Source organism: Fischerella muscicola PCC 7414, from assembly GCF_000317205.1.
Classification (GTDB): Bacteria; Cyanobacteriota; Cyanobacteriia; order Cyanobacteriales; family Nostocaceae; genus Fischerella; species Fischerella muscicola.
The window spans coordinates 25,995-41,941 of record NZ_AJLK01000164.1; the positions used below are offsets into that span (position 1 = coordinate 25,995).

The 15,947-nt window shown below is 42.1% G+C and carries 14 protein-coding genes; 8 read left to right on the forward strand and 6 right to left on the reverse strand.

The features are described from left to right. Positions 1-39 precede the first annotated feature (39 nt). Positions 40-876, forward strand: a complete 837-nt coding sequence (locus tag UYI_RS0126220) for a TlyA family RNA methyltransferase (RefSeq protein WP_026086183.1) — start codon at positions 40-42, stop codon at positions 874-876. Here UYI_RS0126220 and UYI_RS0126225 read toward each other — a convergent pair. After that, complete coding sequence (locus UYI_RS0126225; RefSeq protein WP_016869650.1) at positions 873-1,097, reverse strand: Calvin cycle protein CP12; 225 nt, start codon at positions 1,095-1,097, stop codon at positions 873-875. The two genes, UYI_RS0126220 and UYI_RS0126225, sit on opposite strands and share 4 nt — an antisense overlap. A 648-nt stretch (positions 1,098-1,745) precedes the next feature. Further along, the gene (locus tag UYI_RS0126235) at positions 1,746-2,816 is read right to left on the reverse strand and encodes a photosynthetic reaction center family protein (RefSeq protein ID WP_016869652.1); all 1,071 of its coding nucleotides are present in this window, start codon (positions 2,814-2,816) and stop codon (positions 1,746-1,748) included. A 527-nt stretch (positions 2,817-3,343) separates the two neighbouring features. Between UYI_RS0126235 and UYI_RS0126240 the strand changes: the two genes are divergently transcribed. Next, positions 3,344-3,571 (forward strand): hypothetical protein, encoded by a 228-nt coding sequence (locus UYI_RS0126240; RefSeq protein ID WP_016869653.1) that lies wholly within the window; start codon positions 3,344-3,346, stop codon positions 3,569-3,571. 10 nt (positions 3,572-3,581) lie between these two features. Here the strand turns inward: UYI_RS0126240 and UYI_RS0126245 are convergent, their stop codons facing one another. Continuing rightward, a complete protein-coding gene (locus UYI_RS0126245; protein WP_016869654.1) occupies positions 3,582-4,964 on the reverse strand; it encodes a GTP-binding protein in 1,383 nt (460 codons plus the stop codon). Between the two features lie 404 nt (positions 4,965-5,368). On the opposite strand from UYI_RS0126245, the gene UYI_RS0126250 reads away from it, so the two are divergent. Beyond that, positions 5,369-7,603 (forward strand): sensor histidine kinase, encoded by a 2,235-nt coding sequence (locus UYI_RS0126250; protein ID WP_016869655.1) that lies wholly within the window; start codon positions 5,369-5,371, stop codon positions 7,601-7,603. A gap of 237 nt (positions 7,604-7,840) precedes the next feature. Here the strand turns inward: UYI_RS0126250 and UYI_RS0126255 are convergent, their stop codons facing one another. Next, positions 7,841-9,298: a GTP-binding protein gene (locus UYI_RS0126255; RefSeq protein WP_016869656.1), complete on the reverse strand. Its 1,458-nt coding sequence runs from the start codon at positions 9,296-9,298 to the stop codon at positions 7,841-7,843. Between the two features lie 234 nt (positions 9,299-9,532). Next, a complete protein-coding gene (locus tag UYI_RS0126260; RefSeq protein WP_026086184.1) occupies positions 9,533-11,113 on the reverse strand; it encodes a M48 family metallopeptidase in 1,581 nt (526 codons plus the stop codon). A gap of 363 nt (positions 11,114-11,476) precedes the next feature. Here UYI_RS0126260 and holB point away from each other — a divergent pair, with 363 nt between their 5' ends. The 4 genes from holB to UYI_RS37240 all read left to right on the forward strand — a co-directional run bounded on the left by holB (position 11,477) and on the right by UYI_RS37240 (position 13,433). Continuing rightward, positions 11,477-12,445, forward strand: coding sequence for a DNA polymerase III subunit delta' (holB, locus tag UYI_RS0126270; RefSeq protein WP_016869659.1), 969 nt, complete (start codon positions 11,477-11,479; stop codon positions 12,443-12,445). Positions 12,446-12,561: 116 nt separating this feature from the next. Further along, the gene (locus UYI_RS0126275; RefSeq protein WP_026086185.1) at positions 12,562-12,849 is read left to right on the forward strand and encodes a hypothetical protein; all 288 of its coding nucleotides are present in this window, start codon (positions 12,562-12,564) and stop codon (positions 12,847-12,849) included. After that, a complete protein-coding gene (locus UYI_RS0126280) occupies positions 12,849-13,241 on the forward strand; it encodes a type II toxin-antitoxin system VapC family toxin (protein WP_016869661.1) in 393 nt (130 codons plus the stop codon). Before UYI_RS0126275 ends, UYI_RS0126280 begins: the two co-directional genes overlap by 1 nt. Positions 13,242-13,265: 24 nt before the next feature. Beyond that, positions 13,266-13,433, forward strand: coding sequence for a hypothetical protein (locus UYI_RS37240; RefSeq protein WP_157226397.1), 168 nt, complete (start codon positions 13,266-13,268; stop codon positions 13,431-13,433). Here the strand turns inward: UYI_RS37240 and UYI_RS0126285 are convergent. After that, positions 13,418-14,350, reverse strand: a complete 933-nt coding sequence (locus UYI_RS0126285; protein ID WP_016869662.1) for an NmrA/HSCARG family protein — start codon at positions 14,348-14,350, stop codon at positions 13,418-13,420. The two genes, UYI_RS37240 and UYI_RS0126285, sit on opposite strands and share 16 nt — an antisense overlap. A gap of 228 nt (positions 14,351-14,578) precedes the next feature. Here UYI_RS0126285 and UYI_RS0126290 point away from each other — a divergent pair, with 228 nt between their 5' ends. Next, positions 14,579-15,718 (forward strand): glycosyltransferase, encoded by a 1,140-nt coding sequence (locus UYI_RS0126290; protein WP_016869663.1) that lies wholly within the window; start codon positions 14,579-14,581, stop codon positions 15,716-15,718. The last annotated feature ends 229 nt before the right edge of the window (positions 15,719-15,947 follow it).

Consider the following 15,947-nt stretch of genomic DNA (forward strand, 5'->3'; position numbering starts at 1 on the left):
TATATGAACCGCCAAGGCGCCAAGGACGCCAAGAAAAGATTGGCAAAGAAGAGGTTGGATGTTTTATTGGTAGAGCTTGAGTTGTGTTCTTCTAGGCAACAGGCACAACGGCTAATTCAAGCAGGGGAAGTGACTGTTGATGGTAAGCTTGTTGATAAGCCGGGGACAGAGGTTGAAGTTGCTGCTGAGGTTAAGGTTAAGGAGCGATCGCGTTTTGTTTCTCGTGGGGGTGAAAAACTTGCCAAAGCGCTGCAAGAGTTTGCTATCACTGTAGAGGGTCGTGTTTGTTTGGATGGTGGCATTTCTACAGGGGGTTTTACTGATTGTCTCCTGCAAGCTGGGGCAAAGTTAGTTTATGGTGTTGATGTTGGTTACGGACAAGTTGACTGGAAGTTACGTAATGACCCACGAGTTATTTTGAAAGAACGCACGAATTTACGCTATCTAACGCCTGATGAGTTGTATGGTGTATCCCCCCTAGCAGAAACGGGGGGGGATTATGCTGATTTGGTGGTGGTGGATGTTTCGTTTATTTCGTTAACGAAAATTTTGCCTGCTTTGTGGCGATTAACTCAACTTCAGCGCGAGGCGGTTTTGTTGGTGAAACCTCAATTTGAAGTGGGGAAAAGTCGTGTCGGTAAAAAAGGGGTGGTACGTGATCCCAAAGATCATGCTGATGCGATCGCTCAGGTGTTACAAGCAGCTGTAGAGTTAGGATGGCGTTACAAAGGTCTAACTTGGTCGCCTGTAACTGGCCCGGCTGGAAACATTGAGTATCTTTTATGGTTAGGAATGGATAGTGAGATAGCACCGCCAAATTTAGAAACTATTCAGCAAGTTACAAAATCTGCTGTTGTTGATTTTAGAGAAAGTTAAATGTCGTAAATCCGACACTCAATGGCTTCTGGATGAATTTCACAGTAGCGTTCTAGGTCTGTTTTACGTTTTGTGATTTGCTGTTGCTGAGCTTGCTCAATTCGTAGTTTTTCAACAATTTCCCAGGCTAAAATACATTCATTTGAGTTCGTTCCTTCTTGGTCACAAATCGCACGAGCTTCATCAAGAGCTTGCAAGATATCTAAAGTTTGTGATGTCATAATTTACCCTTTTTGTACTGTACAATATGACTCGAAGTTCTATTGCTTCTGGAACTTTTATTTATAGCGTAGATAGATAAAATAAAAAAGTGCAGTAGTGATCTTTTTCACTATATAAAAAGTTATAAAACTGATTAGGTTTAAAAAACTTTTGGTGGATTTATAAACAACAAATCAATTAAATTAAAGCTATTTTCGACAAGCATGAAGTACAAAACCTCACCCCGCCCTATCGGGCACCCCTCTCCTTGCCAAGGGGAGGGGCAGGGGTGAGGTATATTCTACTCAAACATCTTGGGTTGATTGAAAAACCGCCCCTAGAAAATTCAGTCCAAGAACGGATTTTAATCATCAAACTTTTTATTAGTCCTTCTGCCTCCTGCCTCCTGCCTCCTGCCTTCTGCCTCCTGCCTCCTGCCTCCTGCCTTCTGCCTCCTGCCTCCTGCCTCCTGCCTTCTGCCTCCTGCCTCCTGCCTTCTGCCTCCTGCCTTCTGCCTTCTGCCTCCTGCCTTCTGCCTTCTGCCTTCTGCCTCCTGCCTTCTGCCTCCTGCCTTCTGCCTTCTGCCTCCTGCCTCCTGCCTTCTGCGTCCTGCCTTCTGCCTCCTGCCTCCTGCCTCCTGCCTTCTGCGTCCTGCCTTCTTCATTTCTTCAACTTACTGAAATTGGTGTTCCACTAGACAGAATCGGTGGAAAATTATGGGTATTGGGAGCGTGCATAGCTTGTAAGCCTAGATTGGCTCGATTGAGGATATCAGCATCTGTAGGAATCACTGCACCCCGGCTATCTAAGATTGAGTGATTGAAGTTAAATCCATTCAGGTTGAAGGCTACAGAACAAACACCCAGTGTAGCAAACCAAATACCTATAGTTGGCAAGGCAGCAAGCAGGAAATAAAAAGCACGGGGATTTCGACTAGCAAAAAGTGGAATCAGCAGGCGACCTAAGAAACCATAATGCCCTGCCAAGTAGCTGTAAGTCCTTTGTTGTTGACCAAGTCGATACCCAGCGTTGATCGATTCATTTTCGTCGGTATTGCGAATCAGCGTTGAGGTGACTAACGAACCATGCAAGGCACTTAAAAGTGCGCCCCCAAAGACTCCAGCAACCCCCAACATGTGGAAGGGATGCATCAGGATATTGTGATTTGCTTGCACGGCCATCATAAAGTGGAATGTCCCTGCAATTCCCAAAGGTAGACCGTCAGCAAAGCTACCTTGACCAATGGGATAAACTAGCAAAACAGCTGTTGCGGCGGCGGCTGGTGCAGAAAAGGCAACAGCGATCCAAGGACGCATCCCCAAACGATAGCTAAGTTCCCAAAGTCTTCCCAAGTAGCACCAAATACCAATTAGAAAGTGCAGCACAATCAACTGATAGGGACCGCCGTTATAAAGCCATTCATCTAAGGAAGCGGCTTCCCAAATTGGATAAAAATGCAAGCCGATCGCAGCAGAAGTTGGCACAACAGCCGCTGTTATCAAATTGTTACCATCCATCAAAGAACCTTTAATTGGCTCTCTAATACCTTCCATATCTACGCCAGGAGCGGCAATAAAAGCAAGAATGAAACAGATAGTAGCAGCCAGTAAAGTAGGAATCATCAACACGCCAAACCAGCCGATGTAAATCCGATTATTAGTGCTGGTAATCCACGCGCAAAATCGATCCCAGAGATTGGAAAAATCAAACTCTTTTCGACGTTCAACAATAGTCGTCATACTTTATGCCTCCTCTGAAAAGAGAATGTGCATGAATTGTTGAGAATGAGTTAAACACGCATTATTTCAGTTGTTCTATGCAGTTAACTCTGTATATTTCGTAGTTGTAAAATCTGGTAGCAGTTAATGTTTTAATTGCTGAGTTGAAGAGTTACCAAATCTCTTAAATATTCTCTATATATTATAGAAAAATGTCAGTAATACTTACTAATGAGTTAAATATCTTTGCAATCCTTTGTGGATGTTTACTTCACTAAAGAAGTGTCACAATAGTTTATGAAAAGTTAATAGGGGAAAATATCTCATCTATCACCAGCATACCAAACCCTACGGTAATTTTATTTTTAGTTATAGAAATTCCAAATTATTTATAAAATAGATTAGATTGTTGTTCTAGAGTGCATTATTACCTACTCCATAAAGAAAATTGCACATAATTACTGAATCTAACCAAAGTAAGAAGTTATTATTTAATAAATTTTATAAGTTATATAGAAAGCTTAAAAATCTTATTAGCGGTTTTAAAGATGTATTCTAAGGAGAAAGAGGATTTTTTTCATACAGAACTAGTTAAGTATGGTGTCGATTATCAAAGAGCTGCTCAAGTCGCTCATATTTTAGCGTCTGGAAAACCAGATGAGCTGTTGAGTGAGAAAGAGATACAAATCGCCGAAGAAGTTTGTAGAGAGTGGTTAAGACAATACAAGCGCTACAAGCACTTGATTTCAAATTTAAAAGGATATAAGCGTTTGTGATGCTTAGACTTTAGTCATCCGCCATACCCAAGTTTCGTTCCAATTCCTGCCGCAAACGATATAAAATTGTATTTGATTCTACCTCAGCCAAAATTTCTGTAATCACAGTGCTAGCGCCCAATTGTCCCCACGTACAGCCTTTTTCGAGGTATACTTGGGCAGCTTTACCGACTGCGTAGGCTCCATAACCTGCGATCCCCGCTTGAGCGATCGCACTTCCGGCAAAGGCTGTTATATTGCTGGGATTGTCACCACTGGCAATAGCCGCCGTACTTTTACTTAAGCCTAATATAAAACTGCTACCTAATTCTCCTAGTAGCAAACCACCAGAACTGAATAAAATTGTTTTTAATAGTCTCCCGGCTTCGTAACCAGTCATAGGCAAACCATACAACCTTGCTAAGGAACGAATTAAGGCTAAGTCAGCAACAGTTCCACCTAAGACATCTAAAAAGGCAATCGGATTTAACCCGACAGCGATAGCTTTATATCTGGTAAATTGCCAAATTAATTCTTCTGCTTCTTGTTGACGCACATCAATAGTTTTCGATGCGATCGCTTCTTCTGCATCTCGCGCTTGGATAAGTGCATTTAAAGCAATTAGCGATCGCCCTTCTCGGTTGAGAATTTTCAGAAGAGTCTGTTTGAGTTCGTCTATTTGAGGCGGTGGTGTCTCCCATTCATAAGTTACCTTCTCATCCGGCCACTCAACCCGTACTTCTATAGGTGCTGGTTCCGCCGCAATCATGACAATTTCATCGGGTTGTAAGGGTTTGGCTTGGATATTACCTGCACCGAGTTGTTGTAAATTTTTGTAAATCTTCTCGCGGTCTGTATCTGGATACAAGTCTATTTTGTTGAACACGAGAATCAACGGCTTTTGTGCCTGTCGCAATTCGCACAAAGCCTGATATTCAGTGCGGGTAATATCGCCAGCAACCACAAATAAAATCAAATCTGCTTGACGCGCCACATCTTTTGCCATTTGCGATCGCACTTCTCCCGCAATTTCATCTAGTCCAGGTGTATCAATTAGTTCCACCTGTGCTTTATCCCCAAGATTCCAACGTACTGAACGGGGATACTGAGTCACACCATGTAGAGGTCCAGTTTGGAGAACCTTTTGTCCTAACAAAGCATTTAACACCGCCGACTTCCCACGACTCACCAAACCAAAGGCGGCAATTACAATCACATTATGGTCTAGTTTGTTGAGGCTAGCAGTTAAAACCTCTAATTCTGGTTTTACCAAACCTGCTAATTTTGGGTTGGCGGATGCTTGTCCAGGTTTGCGGAGATTGCTATACCAAGACAGCGCTTGTCTGAGACTAGCACGAGCGCGGTTGAGGTGAGTTTCTTGTGGGTTTTTTGGCACTTGCTGAGGTTGAGTCAAGGCTATTCCAATTTTAGATTTTGGATTGGGAAATTAAGTTAAGAGCTTACTTATTCATTTTCTCTTATATAAAATACATAGCGGGTAATCTATCTGCGTCCATCGGTGTTAATCGATGGTCGATTTCTCAAATATTTCGGCATTGAGAAATGAAAATTCGACAAAAATTCTAAATGCGATCGCAGCTTTAGGCAAAATAGCTACTCCACAATCATTAGCTGCTCTTTCCTAGAGAATACCAGAAATACCCCGTCATCGAGTGGCAATCAATACAATCGATGCTCTGCAAAAAGGTTTTGATTATTATTTAACTTAGGTAAGCATCAGTATTAATTTTGACTAAAAACCATGGGAATAATAACTTCGGCTGAAGATTTAGTCGATGTTACTAAGTTAATGGAAACATGAAAGTATTTAATTCCCAGGGCTTTGCAAAATTTCCTTTACGGCTAATCTTAATTGTTCCCTTCGTAGTTCAAATTTCCATCTCTGTTGGTTTAGTTGGATATCTATCCTTTAAAAACGGGCAGAAAGCAGTCAACGAACTTGCTGAGCAAGTAATGAATAAAACCAACAGCCTAGTAAATCAGCATTTGAATACCTATCTAGCAATTCCCCATCAAATTAATCAAATGAACGCAGATGCTGTAGAGACAGGGTTTCTTAATTTACAGGACTTTGAAAGTGCAGGGAAATACCTGTGGAAACAGATGCAGCTCTATAAAAATTTGGGCTACAACAGCTATATTCTAGCTACAGGTCAAGGGGCTGGTTCTGGCAACTATCCGGGTAGTCAATCTACCACAATAGATTTGTATCCTGTAGCGATGAATGGAGTGTCTAAAGTTTATTCCTACGCTACAGATGCCCAAGGAAACCGGACTAAGCTACTCAATACCTTTGATTACAACAGTTTTACACAACCTTGGTATATAAATACAGTCAAAGCTGGTAAACCAAATTGGAGTGGCGTCAATGCTTGGGATGGCGATGTTGGTTACATCGCTGCTTCTGCCAGCCATCCTATTTATGACAAAAATGGTAAATTGTTTGCGATTGTAGGCGTAGATTTACTGCTATCGAATATCAGTGATTTTCTGCGGCAAATTCAGGTTACTCAAAATAGTAGTGTTTTTATTATTGAGCGCAACGGGTTACTAGTTGCCAATTCCAGTAACCAAAAACCCTATGTGATAGTTAATCTTAAAACCAAACGATTGGCTGCAACTGATAGTCGTGATCCTCTAATTCAAGCTACTGCTAAGTATTTACAGCACAAGCTGGGAGACTTGCAGCAGATTCAAGATCAACAGCAGTTAACGTTTGATTTTAAAGGCGATCGCCAATTTATCAAAGTTACTCCCTGGCGCGATCGATTTGGTTTAGACTGGCTTGTGGTTGTAACTGTCCCCGAAGCTGATTTTATGGGGCAAATCTACGCCAATACCCGTACTACAATCGCCTTGTGCTTGCTGACTTTGGTAGTAGCTTCGATAGTTGGCATTTATACATCTCGTTGGATTACTCAACCCATATTACAGTTGAGTCAGGCAAGTCAGGCAATTGCTAATGGAAAATTAGATCGCCCAGTGGAAGTCAAAGGGATTGATGAATTGGAGATTCTCGCTCAATCCTTCAACCACATGGCTATACAGTTGCAAGAATCTTTTACAGCCTTAGAAACAGCCAACCAACAATTAGAGGAGACTAACGCTGAACTCGAACAACGCGTAGAAGTACGCACAGCTGAACTCCAAGCAACAATTGCAGAACTACACTACACCCAAGCGCAAATGGTACAGAGTGAAAAAATGTCAGCTCTTGGTCAAATGGTGGCAGGAGTCGCCCATGAAATCAACAATCCAGTTAATTTTATTCACGGAAATGTTACCTATGTAGAGGAATACACTCAGGATTTACTGCGCTTGGTGCAACTTTATCAAAAATACTTACCCGAACCACCTTTAGAAATTCAAGAGGAACTTGTGGCTATAGATTTTGACTTTTTAGAGCAGGATTTAACCAAGATACTCCAGTCAATGCAGATGGGAACGAACCGTATTCGTGAAATTGTGCTGTCATTGCGAAATTTCTCGCGCTTAGATGAAGCAGAAGTGAAAGAAGTTGATATTCATGAAGGTATCGATAGTACGCTGGTGATTTTGAACAACCGTCTTAAGGCTAAGCCAGATCGTCCTGAAATCCAGGTGATCAAAGAGTATGGAAAGTTACCTTTAGTAGAGTGCTATGCAGGGCAATTAAATCAGGTGTTTATGAATATTCTCAGCAATGCCATAGATGCATTAGAAGAACGCGATCGCAACCATACACTGGAGGAAATTGAAGCTCAACCAAGCACAATTTGCATCTCGACTGCTGTTCAAGATCGGAGTGTTACTATTAGTATTAAGGATAATGGAGGTGGTATCACCGAGGCAGTACGTTCCAAGCTGTTTGATCCATTTTTTACTACTAAGCCAGTTGGTAAAGGAAGAGGTTTAGGTTTAGCCATTAGCTACCAAATTGTGACAGAAAAACATGGTGGCAAGCTTTCTTGTTATTCTCAACCAGGACAGGGAGCAGAGTTTTTGATTGAACTTCCCATACTGCAACTATCTGCTCATATCATGTCCACTTGAACACTTATATTATCCGTTGAGGTCGGTAATGGGTAATTGGTAATTGGTGATAATTGGTTATTTTTTCACAATGCCCGATGCCCAAGCTTTATATCGTAAGCAATGAGTCGGACATGATAATATCATTCACAAGTCTGCACAAATTTAGTTTAAGTCATTAGGAAATGATCAGGTATTTTATAAGCAGTGAGAAGTCAAATCTGATATGAGAAGTTTTAATTCACATTAGGCATAAACCTAAAATCGCTTGATTTTGGCCCGTAATTCTTCTTTAATCCGATTCAGGATCGATTCTTCATCCAGCGTTGCCAAAATTTTATTAATCACCACTTTCGGCCCATCTGGACCCCAAGTTGCCCCATTAGCTAAATAAGCTTTGGTAACTTGTCCAATTCCATAGGAAGAAACACCAGCTACACCTGCTTGTGTCAGTGCTACCGATACATAAGGTGCGAGGGATGCGCCGCCTGTGACGGGTGCAGAAATACCAAGTAAAGTTTTGAGTGAACTTAAACCGAGATTGGCCAATAATTCACTTGCACCGATACCACCCATACTTAAGGCAATTCTCTGTAGTAATTTTACGGCTCCTGGTTCGGTCATAGGAATACCGTAGAGTTTAGATAAACCCAGGATTAAGGCAACATCTACTACCGCACCACTCAGAATATCCACTACTGTTAAGGGATTAAGTGCGATCGCAGCTGCTTTTGTGATCACTGCTTTCCAAATCAATTGATTAGCAGCATTCTCCCGAATCATGAGTTTACGCTTGACCAATTGTTCATTCACATTGTCTGCATAAAGCATGGAATTGAGGGCAACCAAGGCTTTGCCTTCTCGCTGTAAAATTTCCAAAATTTTCAGCTTTAATTCTTCCACTTGGGCGTTACCTTGGCGCATCTGCATACCTCTGCTACCGTCAGGACGACGAACCACTGTCCGTACCAGTGGAGATGCTGCTGCCATGACAATTTCGTCTGGTGAGAGTAATTCCCGTACTCGTTCATCACGAATTTTGTGGTAAATTGCCATCCGGTCTGCTTCTGGATACTGGTCTACTTTATTGAACACCAGCAACATCGGTTTACCTGCTTCCCGCAACTGAGAAAGGGCTTCGTGTTCAACTTTGGTTATATCACCAGAAATCACAAACAAAATTAAATCTGCTTGTTTGGCTATCTGTTCTGCTAAAGCGGCACGGGTGTCACCATCCACCTCGTCCAGTCCTGGTGTATCAATCAATTCCACTCGCGACTGGCCGGTTCCAGAGAGGGTTACTCGTAAGGCCCTTTCTGTGTCGCCAACAGTTTCTTCGGTGATACTCCAGTTTACTCGTTGGGCATTACGAGTCACGCCGTGTAAAGGCCCGGTTTCAAATACAGTTTGCCCTACCAAAGCATTTAATAAAGAAGATTTACCCCGTCCTACCATCCCGAAAGCAGCTATATGTACTACCATGCTGTCTAGTTTGTTTAGCATGGTTTCTAAATCATTAATTTCTGCTTCTAATCCTGCTTGTTCTTCCGGAGAAAGGTCTAGATTGGCTACTAAATTCCGCAGCGCTGTTTGTGCTTGTTTGTAGTTCAGTTCTGCCTGAATATCTTCAAAGCTAAAGATAGCGTTATCTAGTTCTTTTTCCCAATTAGATGCATTACTTTGATAAGGATCTGGTAGGGGCAATATAGAAGTCATGTTTTATTAACGAACCACAAAGGACACAAAGAATTTTATTTTTGCAGTTGTAAGTGAATAAATAACTGTCTTTTTTAACTTTAGCTATTTATTTTCAATAATGACTGGTGTGTAACAGACAAGCAATTATGCCAACTATGGCGCTTGTAAAGTAAACTACCTACCACCTCCTCGAGGAGGTGGAGAGGGAGTAAGATTTATTCCCTTTTTTTAAAGGGGGCTGTTCCCTATTGCCTATTCCCTGTTACGAGTTTCCCGTTCCCTTTTATGTTCTTTTTCTTCTTTGAGGATCTGCTTGGCTTTGGCTTGCATTTCTAGATGTTGGGCTACACCTTCATAGGCATAACGATTGTAGTTGTTGGTTGTAATCAATTCTTGTAGATATTCTACTCGCTCTTTGCTACCTGGGTGAGATGATAACCAACTAGGAGGAGAATTTTTTTGTTGTTCTCTGAGGGTGTTCATCAAGTTATACACACCATCAGCAGCGTAACCACTGCTCACAATCAGGCGTGTACCCAAGGTATCTGCTTGACGTTCCATGTCTCGGCTGTAAGTAAGTGAAAATAGCTGTCCGATAGTACCGCCAAAGGGAAGATACTGAGTGAGGTTGCCGATGAGATTCCCTTGGGTAACTAATTGGAAGCCGTGAGAAAGCAGGACGTGGGATAATTCATGACCGAGTAAACCAGCTAATTCTGCCTCAGAATTGGTTTTGGCGATCGCACCAGCATGAACGAAAATTTTACCACCAGGTAAGGCAAAGGCATTGAGGGATTCTTCCGGAATCACAAAGAACTCGTATCTAAATTCATCACGTCCGCCGACTTTTGCCAGTTTTTGCCCGATAGAATTGACGTATGCTACAAGCTGCGGGTCTTTAACTAAAGGTAGTTGTTTTTTTGCTTGTTTTGCTACCGAATCACCCACAGCTTTTTCGCCCTGGAGCAATAATATCGTAGAATCTAAGGCAGAAAATGGCCCAACCAGGCTACCCGTCAGAGCATATCCTAAAGCACCAGTGATAATATTAGCGATCGTGTTACCTCTGACTTCTGCTCGAATATGAGATTTATAACGTTTGAGATTTTCTTCTGCTAGTTTATTAAATTCCGCCACTTGGGGGTGGTTGGGATTGAGAATTGCAAATTGCCGTGCTGCAATAGACGCCTCCATCCATTTTTTGTTACTTGCTAGGGTTGTAACTTTTGCTTTAATTAAGTCTGCTTGATTTGGATAAAGCGTTGCAGCCCGTTCTAAAATCTCTAATGCTTTTTTCTTATCGCCGTATTCTTGCAGTAGTTCAGCGTATTTAATTTGACCAGGAATAAACTCTGGATACTGCTGAACTAAAAGTTCCAGGGGAACAAAAATTCTTGTTTGCAGCTTACTGACAATACCAGCTTGTACCTCTCGCCAGTATACCTTGCCTGCTGGAGATAATTGATTCACATCAGCGATCGCTGGTTTAATTTGTGGCGTGTGAGATGTTTCCGCAAATGGTTTTTTCACCTCGCGATATATTTTCTGGGCTGCTGCATACTCTCCCGCCAAATATAGCTTGTCTGCTTCGAGCAATTTTTGCCGACGGGCAATTTCTTCGGGAGTGGGTGCTGGTTCTGCTACTGCTGAATCTGGCTTTTTGTCATCACTTGCTTCTGGTGTCGGCGTAGGTTTGGGAGTTTCAACTACAACAGTAGGCTCTTGGGCAGGAGTGGGTGCCAGCGGTTGTGTCAGGATAATTAAAATAGATGTCCCAATAGCTAGCATTACCCAACTAACGGCCAGGAATAATGACTTCCAACGTCGTTTCATGATCAGGTCTACCTATGCAAACAAGCTCTTCTTCTTAATGTATGAGGAATTACAACAACCGCCCAGAGCGATCGCACCACTTTGTTATATCACTATGTAATCTTTATATATCGAGAGGGGTGGTGGGGAGGTGGGGAGGTGGGGAACTCGGGGCCCCCACTCCCCCAAGGGAGTGGGGATTAGGGGCAGTGGGGAGTGTGAGGAGTATGAGGAGTGTGAGGAGTGTGAGGAGTAGTAGATCATTAACTAAACACTAACTACTAACCAATGTACAGACGTGCCATGGCACGTCTGGTACAACCACCAACCACCAACCAACAACCAACAACCACCAACCACCAACCAACAACCAACAACTAAAAAATGACATTTTCCTCACTTATCGGACAACCACAAGCAGTGGAATTACTGAGGCAAGCTGTAAAAAGCAATCGAGTTGCTCCGGCTTATTTATTTGTTGGGGCAGATGGAGTAGGACGCAGTTTAGCAGCACGCTGCTTTATGGAGTTATTGTTTACCGATGCTCATGACAATACAGATGTTGTCCGTACTAAACTGCAAAAAGATAACCATCCGGATGTGCTATGGGTACAGCCAACCTACCAGTATCAAGGACAGCGCCTCACCGCCGCAGAAGCAGCTGCCAAAGGACTCAAGCGCAAAGCACCACCAGTAATTCGCTTAGAACAAATTCGTGAGATTACCGAATTTCTCTCCCGTCCACCTTTGGAAGCACCAAGGCATGTAGTGGTGGTGGAACAGGCAGAAACAATGGCAGAAGCAGCTGCTAATGCCCTACTGAAAACTTTAGAAGAACCAGGACAAGCAACACTGATATTAATTGCTCCTTCACCAGAGTCAATTTTACCCACCTTGGTGTCACGCTGCCAACGTATTCCCTTTTATCGCTTAGACACAGCCACAATGGCTGAGATATTAACACGTACGGGTCATCAAGAAATTCTCCAACATCCTGCGGTGTTGAGCATTGCTGGTGGTAGTCCTGGGGAAGCGATCGCTGCTTATCAACAACTACAAGCCATTCCTCCAGAACTACTCCAAGCCGTCACCAAAGTACCACAAAACTATCGCCAAGCCTTAGAGTTAGCCAGAGATATTGATAAAGCTCTCGATACAGAAGCACAACTGTGGCTAGTCGATTATCTCCAGCAGTCTTATTGGCTCCGGTGGCATCAACCCCAGATGATCAAACTATTAGAACAAGCTCGTAAATCCTTACTCTGTTATGCTCAGCCCCGCCTCGTTTGGGAATGCACATTTATTCAGTTGTGTCAAGTAGCTTCACCTGGTACTAGAGCATCGATTCAGTAGACCTCTTGCTCTTTACCCTTTAAAGGTATCCTGTAAAATTATCAGGTAACTGAGCTTCAGTTTGAAGCACCAGTGTTAATTTTATCTGTCATTGCAAAAAAATGAGTACACATCAAATGAAAATTAAAGGTATCAAACGCGGTCAAACTATTGAACTCTTAGAACAAATTAATGATATTCCTGATGGTACAGAAATTCTCGTTGAATTTGTAATTTCTTCAAAGCAAATAACTGAAGATTCACAAACTTTAAGTGATGAAGAAAGGCTCTCCAAACTCAACCAATTATTTGGTGTTTGGCAAGACCAACCTGAACTAGTAGAAATATTTGCAGAAATTGACAAACAACGCCACGCTTATCGAGGTAGAGTTATCTATCCTATTGAAAATCAAGACGATAAATAATGTACTTATTAGATACTAATATTTGCATTGCACTACTTAATAATAACCCCAAGGCAGTTGCAAAACTTAATTTTTTATTTGCTCAATGCTATATTTCGACAATAGTTGTTTCAGAACTTTATAAAGGTGTTTACTGTTCGCAGCAAGTTGAAAAGAATTTAGAAATATTAGCACAGTTAACTCAACTGCTAACAGTTGAACCATTTGACTTAGATGCGGCTGTAGAATTTGGTAAGATTCAAAGCGAACTCAGACAAATTGGTAAACCAACAGGGGAAATTGATGCGTTGATTGGTGCTGTTGCGCGATCGCGTAACGACATTCTGGTTACTAATAACATCAAAGATTTTGAAAAGATTCTCAATTTGCAGTTAGAAAACTGGCTAGAGTGACTTGCACTGTAAAAGCTGCACAAGTTGACTTTCATCATCAATTTCGTAACGAACTCTATAATCACCAACCCGAACTGCGATCGCCATCGGGAAGAAATAAAAAAAGTGAGGATTCTGCGTCATCAAGAAGGCGATCGCCTCACTCCCTCAGTTGTGATTCGCTTCATAGTTCGTGTTCACAAACTCTCGTAGGTGAGTTCTGAGTTTGCCCAGTTGGTTTCTTCTAAGAATTCACCAAATGTAGTTAGAAGTCCAGGAAACTCTGCTCGTAAGCGCTCAACATCAGCTTGATAACCTTGGTGACGATACCATTGAATTAAATCAAACAGGTCTTTTCGCAAAAGCAGCAAGAAAATCCACGGTGCTACTTCTTTGTGAACAACAGTCATTCCCTGCACTTTGGAGAATTCTGCCGCCATCTGCTTGGGAGTCAGTACATCACCGGCAAGTTCTATCTCTTGACCTATGTAATCGGAAGGATTTTTGATTACATAAGCTGCGACTCGACCCATATCTTTAGTCGTAACCAAATGTATAGGTTTATCTGGCTGAATGGAAAATGGAAACACTCCTTTGAGGATAGATGGTCGTGTGTACTGCTTCCAAAACTCTTCCATAAACAAGCAGGCTCGTAACATTGTTGTTGGTAAGCCTGTCGATTTGAGAACTTGTTCTACTTTGTACTTTTGCTCGATGTGAGGAATTCCGGATTTTCTATCTGCTCCTCCTGCGGAGTTATATACAAAATGTTTAATGTTAGCTTGCTTAGCAACTTGGGCAACTCGCTTTGCTCTTTCTACTTCTCGGGGATCAGGTTTTGCGGCATCAGCAGTGGTAGCATGACAGTAAACAGCCGAAATATCTGCAAAGGCTGGTGATAGTGAGTCCTCATCATCTAAATTTGCCTCTATAAGCTCGACTCCTGCATTGCTCATTTTTAATAATGAGGGGCGGCTGAGGTCGATTTTCCTGGTGATGGCACGTAAATTATTAACTCCTTGTTCAAGAAATCCCTTGACTAAATTTGCGCCTGTGCCACCTGTGACTCCAATGAGCAAAACTTTCCCGACGTTTGCTTGTTGTTTGTTTTGACCATTATCTAAAGGCATAATTTTCACAACTTAGATAAAGGTTCACCAGACATATTGCTTTTACATGTTACTTTAACGGAGTTTAACGGTTTCTACAAGGCGAGCAATGATATATGCGATCGCTCGCCCTTGTGGAATTTGCCATTGTTGAGGATGTTCTTGGGTATTAGAGAGTTAATCTGAAATTAGAAGCTAGATCAAGAAAAGCTTACTTTTTCTGGGCTATGTATTCAAAAGCAACTCAAAATGATTATTACCTTAGAAATTATATTCCTAACGCTGATGCTAGGCTCAGTGTTATTTTACATAGCATGTGCCATTTGTACCGATCAGTTTTTTGCGTCTACCCAACAGCAAATTCCCAGTAATCAAGATGTACCAGTCTCAATCATGGTATCGGTAAGTGGATTAGATGAGGGAGCATGGGAAAATTGGTCGTCGCTGTGTAAGCAAAACTATCCGAATTATGAAGTGCTGTTTGGAGTGACAGATCCCAAAGACTCTGCTGTTCCCTTGCTAAAAAAGCTGGTTGCAACTTTCCCCGACCAAGTAAGACTGTTTATTGGTTTAGAACCACGGGGAGTCAATTATAAAGATAGCAACCTGAGCTATTTATTGGAAGAGTCTCAACATGAAGTGATCATCTTTGCTGATGGTGATATCCGAGTAAATCCTGACTACATCCGCACTGTTGTAACTCCTTTGCTTGATGGGAAAGTAGATGTTGTCACCAGTGCCTATATCGGGTACAACCCCCAATATCTAGGTGCTGCTGTTGCTTCTTTCGGTCGCTGTGTTGACTTTATTCCTAGTTTGTTAATAGCTCGTAGACTTGACGATGGTCTACGCCTAACTATAGGAGTAACTATAGCTACTCGCAAAACTACGTTAGCTGATTTTGGTGGTTTGCACCTCAACCGCATTGGTTCAGACTACAATCTTGGCAAAAGAGCAGCCCAAGCAGGTTATAAGGTAGAACTATCACCCCATATTTTAGAGTGGGATACTGGTCGAGAAAACCTAAAGCAGGTATTTACCCGAGAATTACGCTGGGCGCGGACTATCCGTTACAATCGCGGCGCACAGTACTATACTATGGTGTTCTGTTACGGCACTGTCTACTGTATTCCGCTGTTGTTACTGTCGGGGTTTGCTGGTTGGGCAGTAGCTATGTGCTTAACCACAATTATTATTCGTTATATGCAAGTACTAGTCAGTATTTTTAGTATGAACTGTCCCAAACTCTTACGTTGGCTTTGGATAATCCCGTTGCGAGACTCACTCAGCTTTATTGTTTGGGTAATGGGTGCATTTGGACAACGTATTTATTGGCGTGGAAGATATCTGCGGGTAGAGGGTGATGGTGTTATCTCTCCGTGGAAGTAATGAAAGGTTGGTTTTGAGTACAGCATTTCATTAATTCCTATTTCTACACAAATGCTATTCTGCCTTGAAGTTGTCCTCTAGGCGTCTACAGCCTACGTTTATGTCTTCTCTAATTAAGATGGTGGCTAAAATTATGTTTTAGAAATCGACCACCGATAAACACAGATGTACACAGATGGATACAGATTGATTATCCATTTGTGACTAATTTTTGATGATTCATAACTAT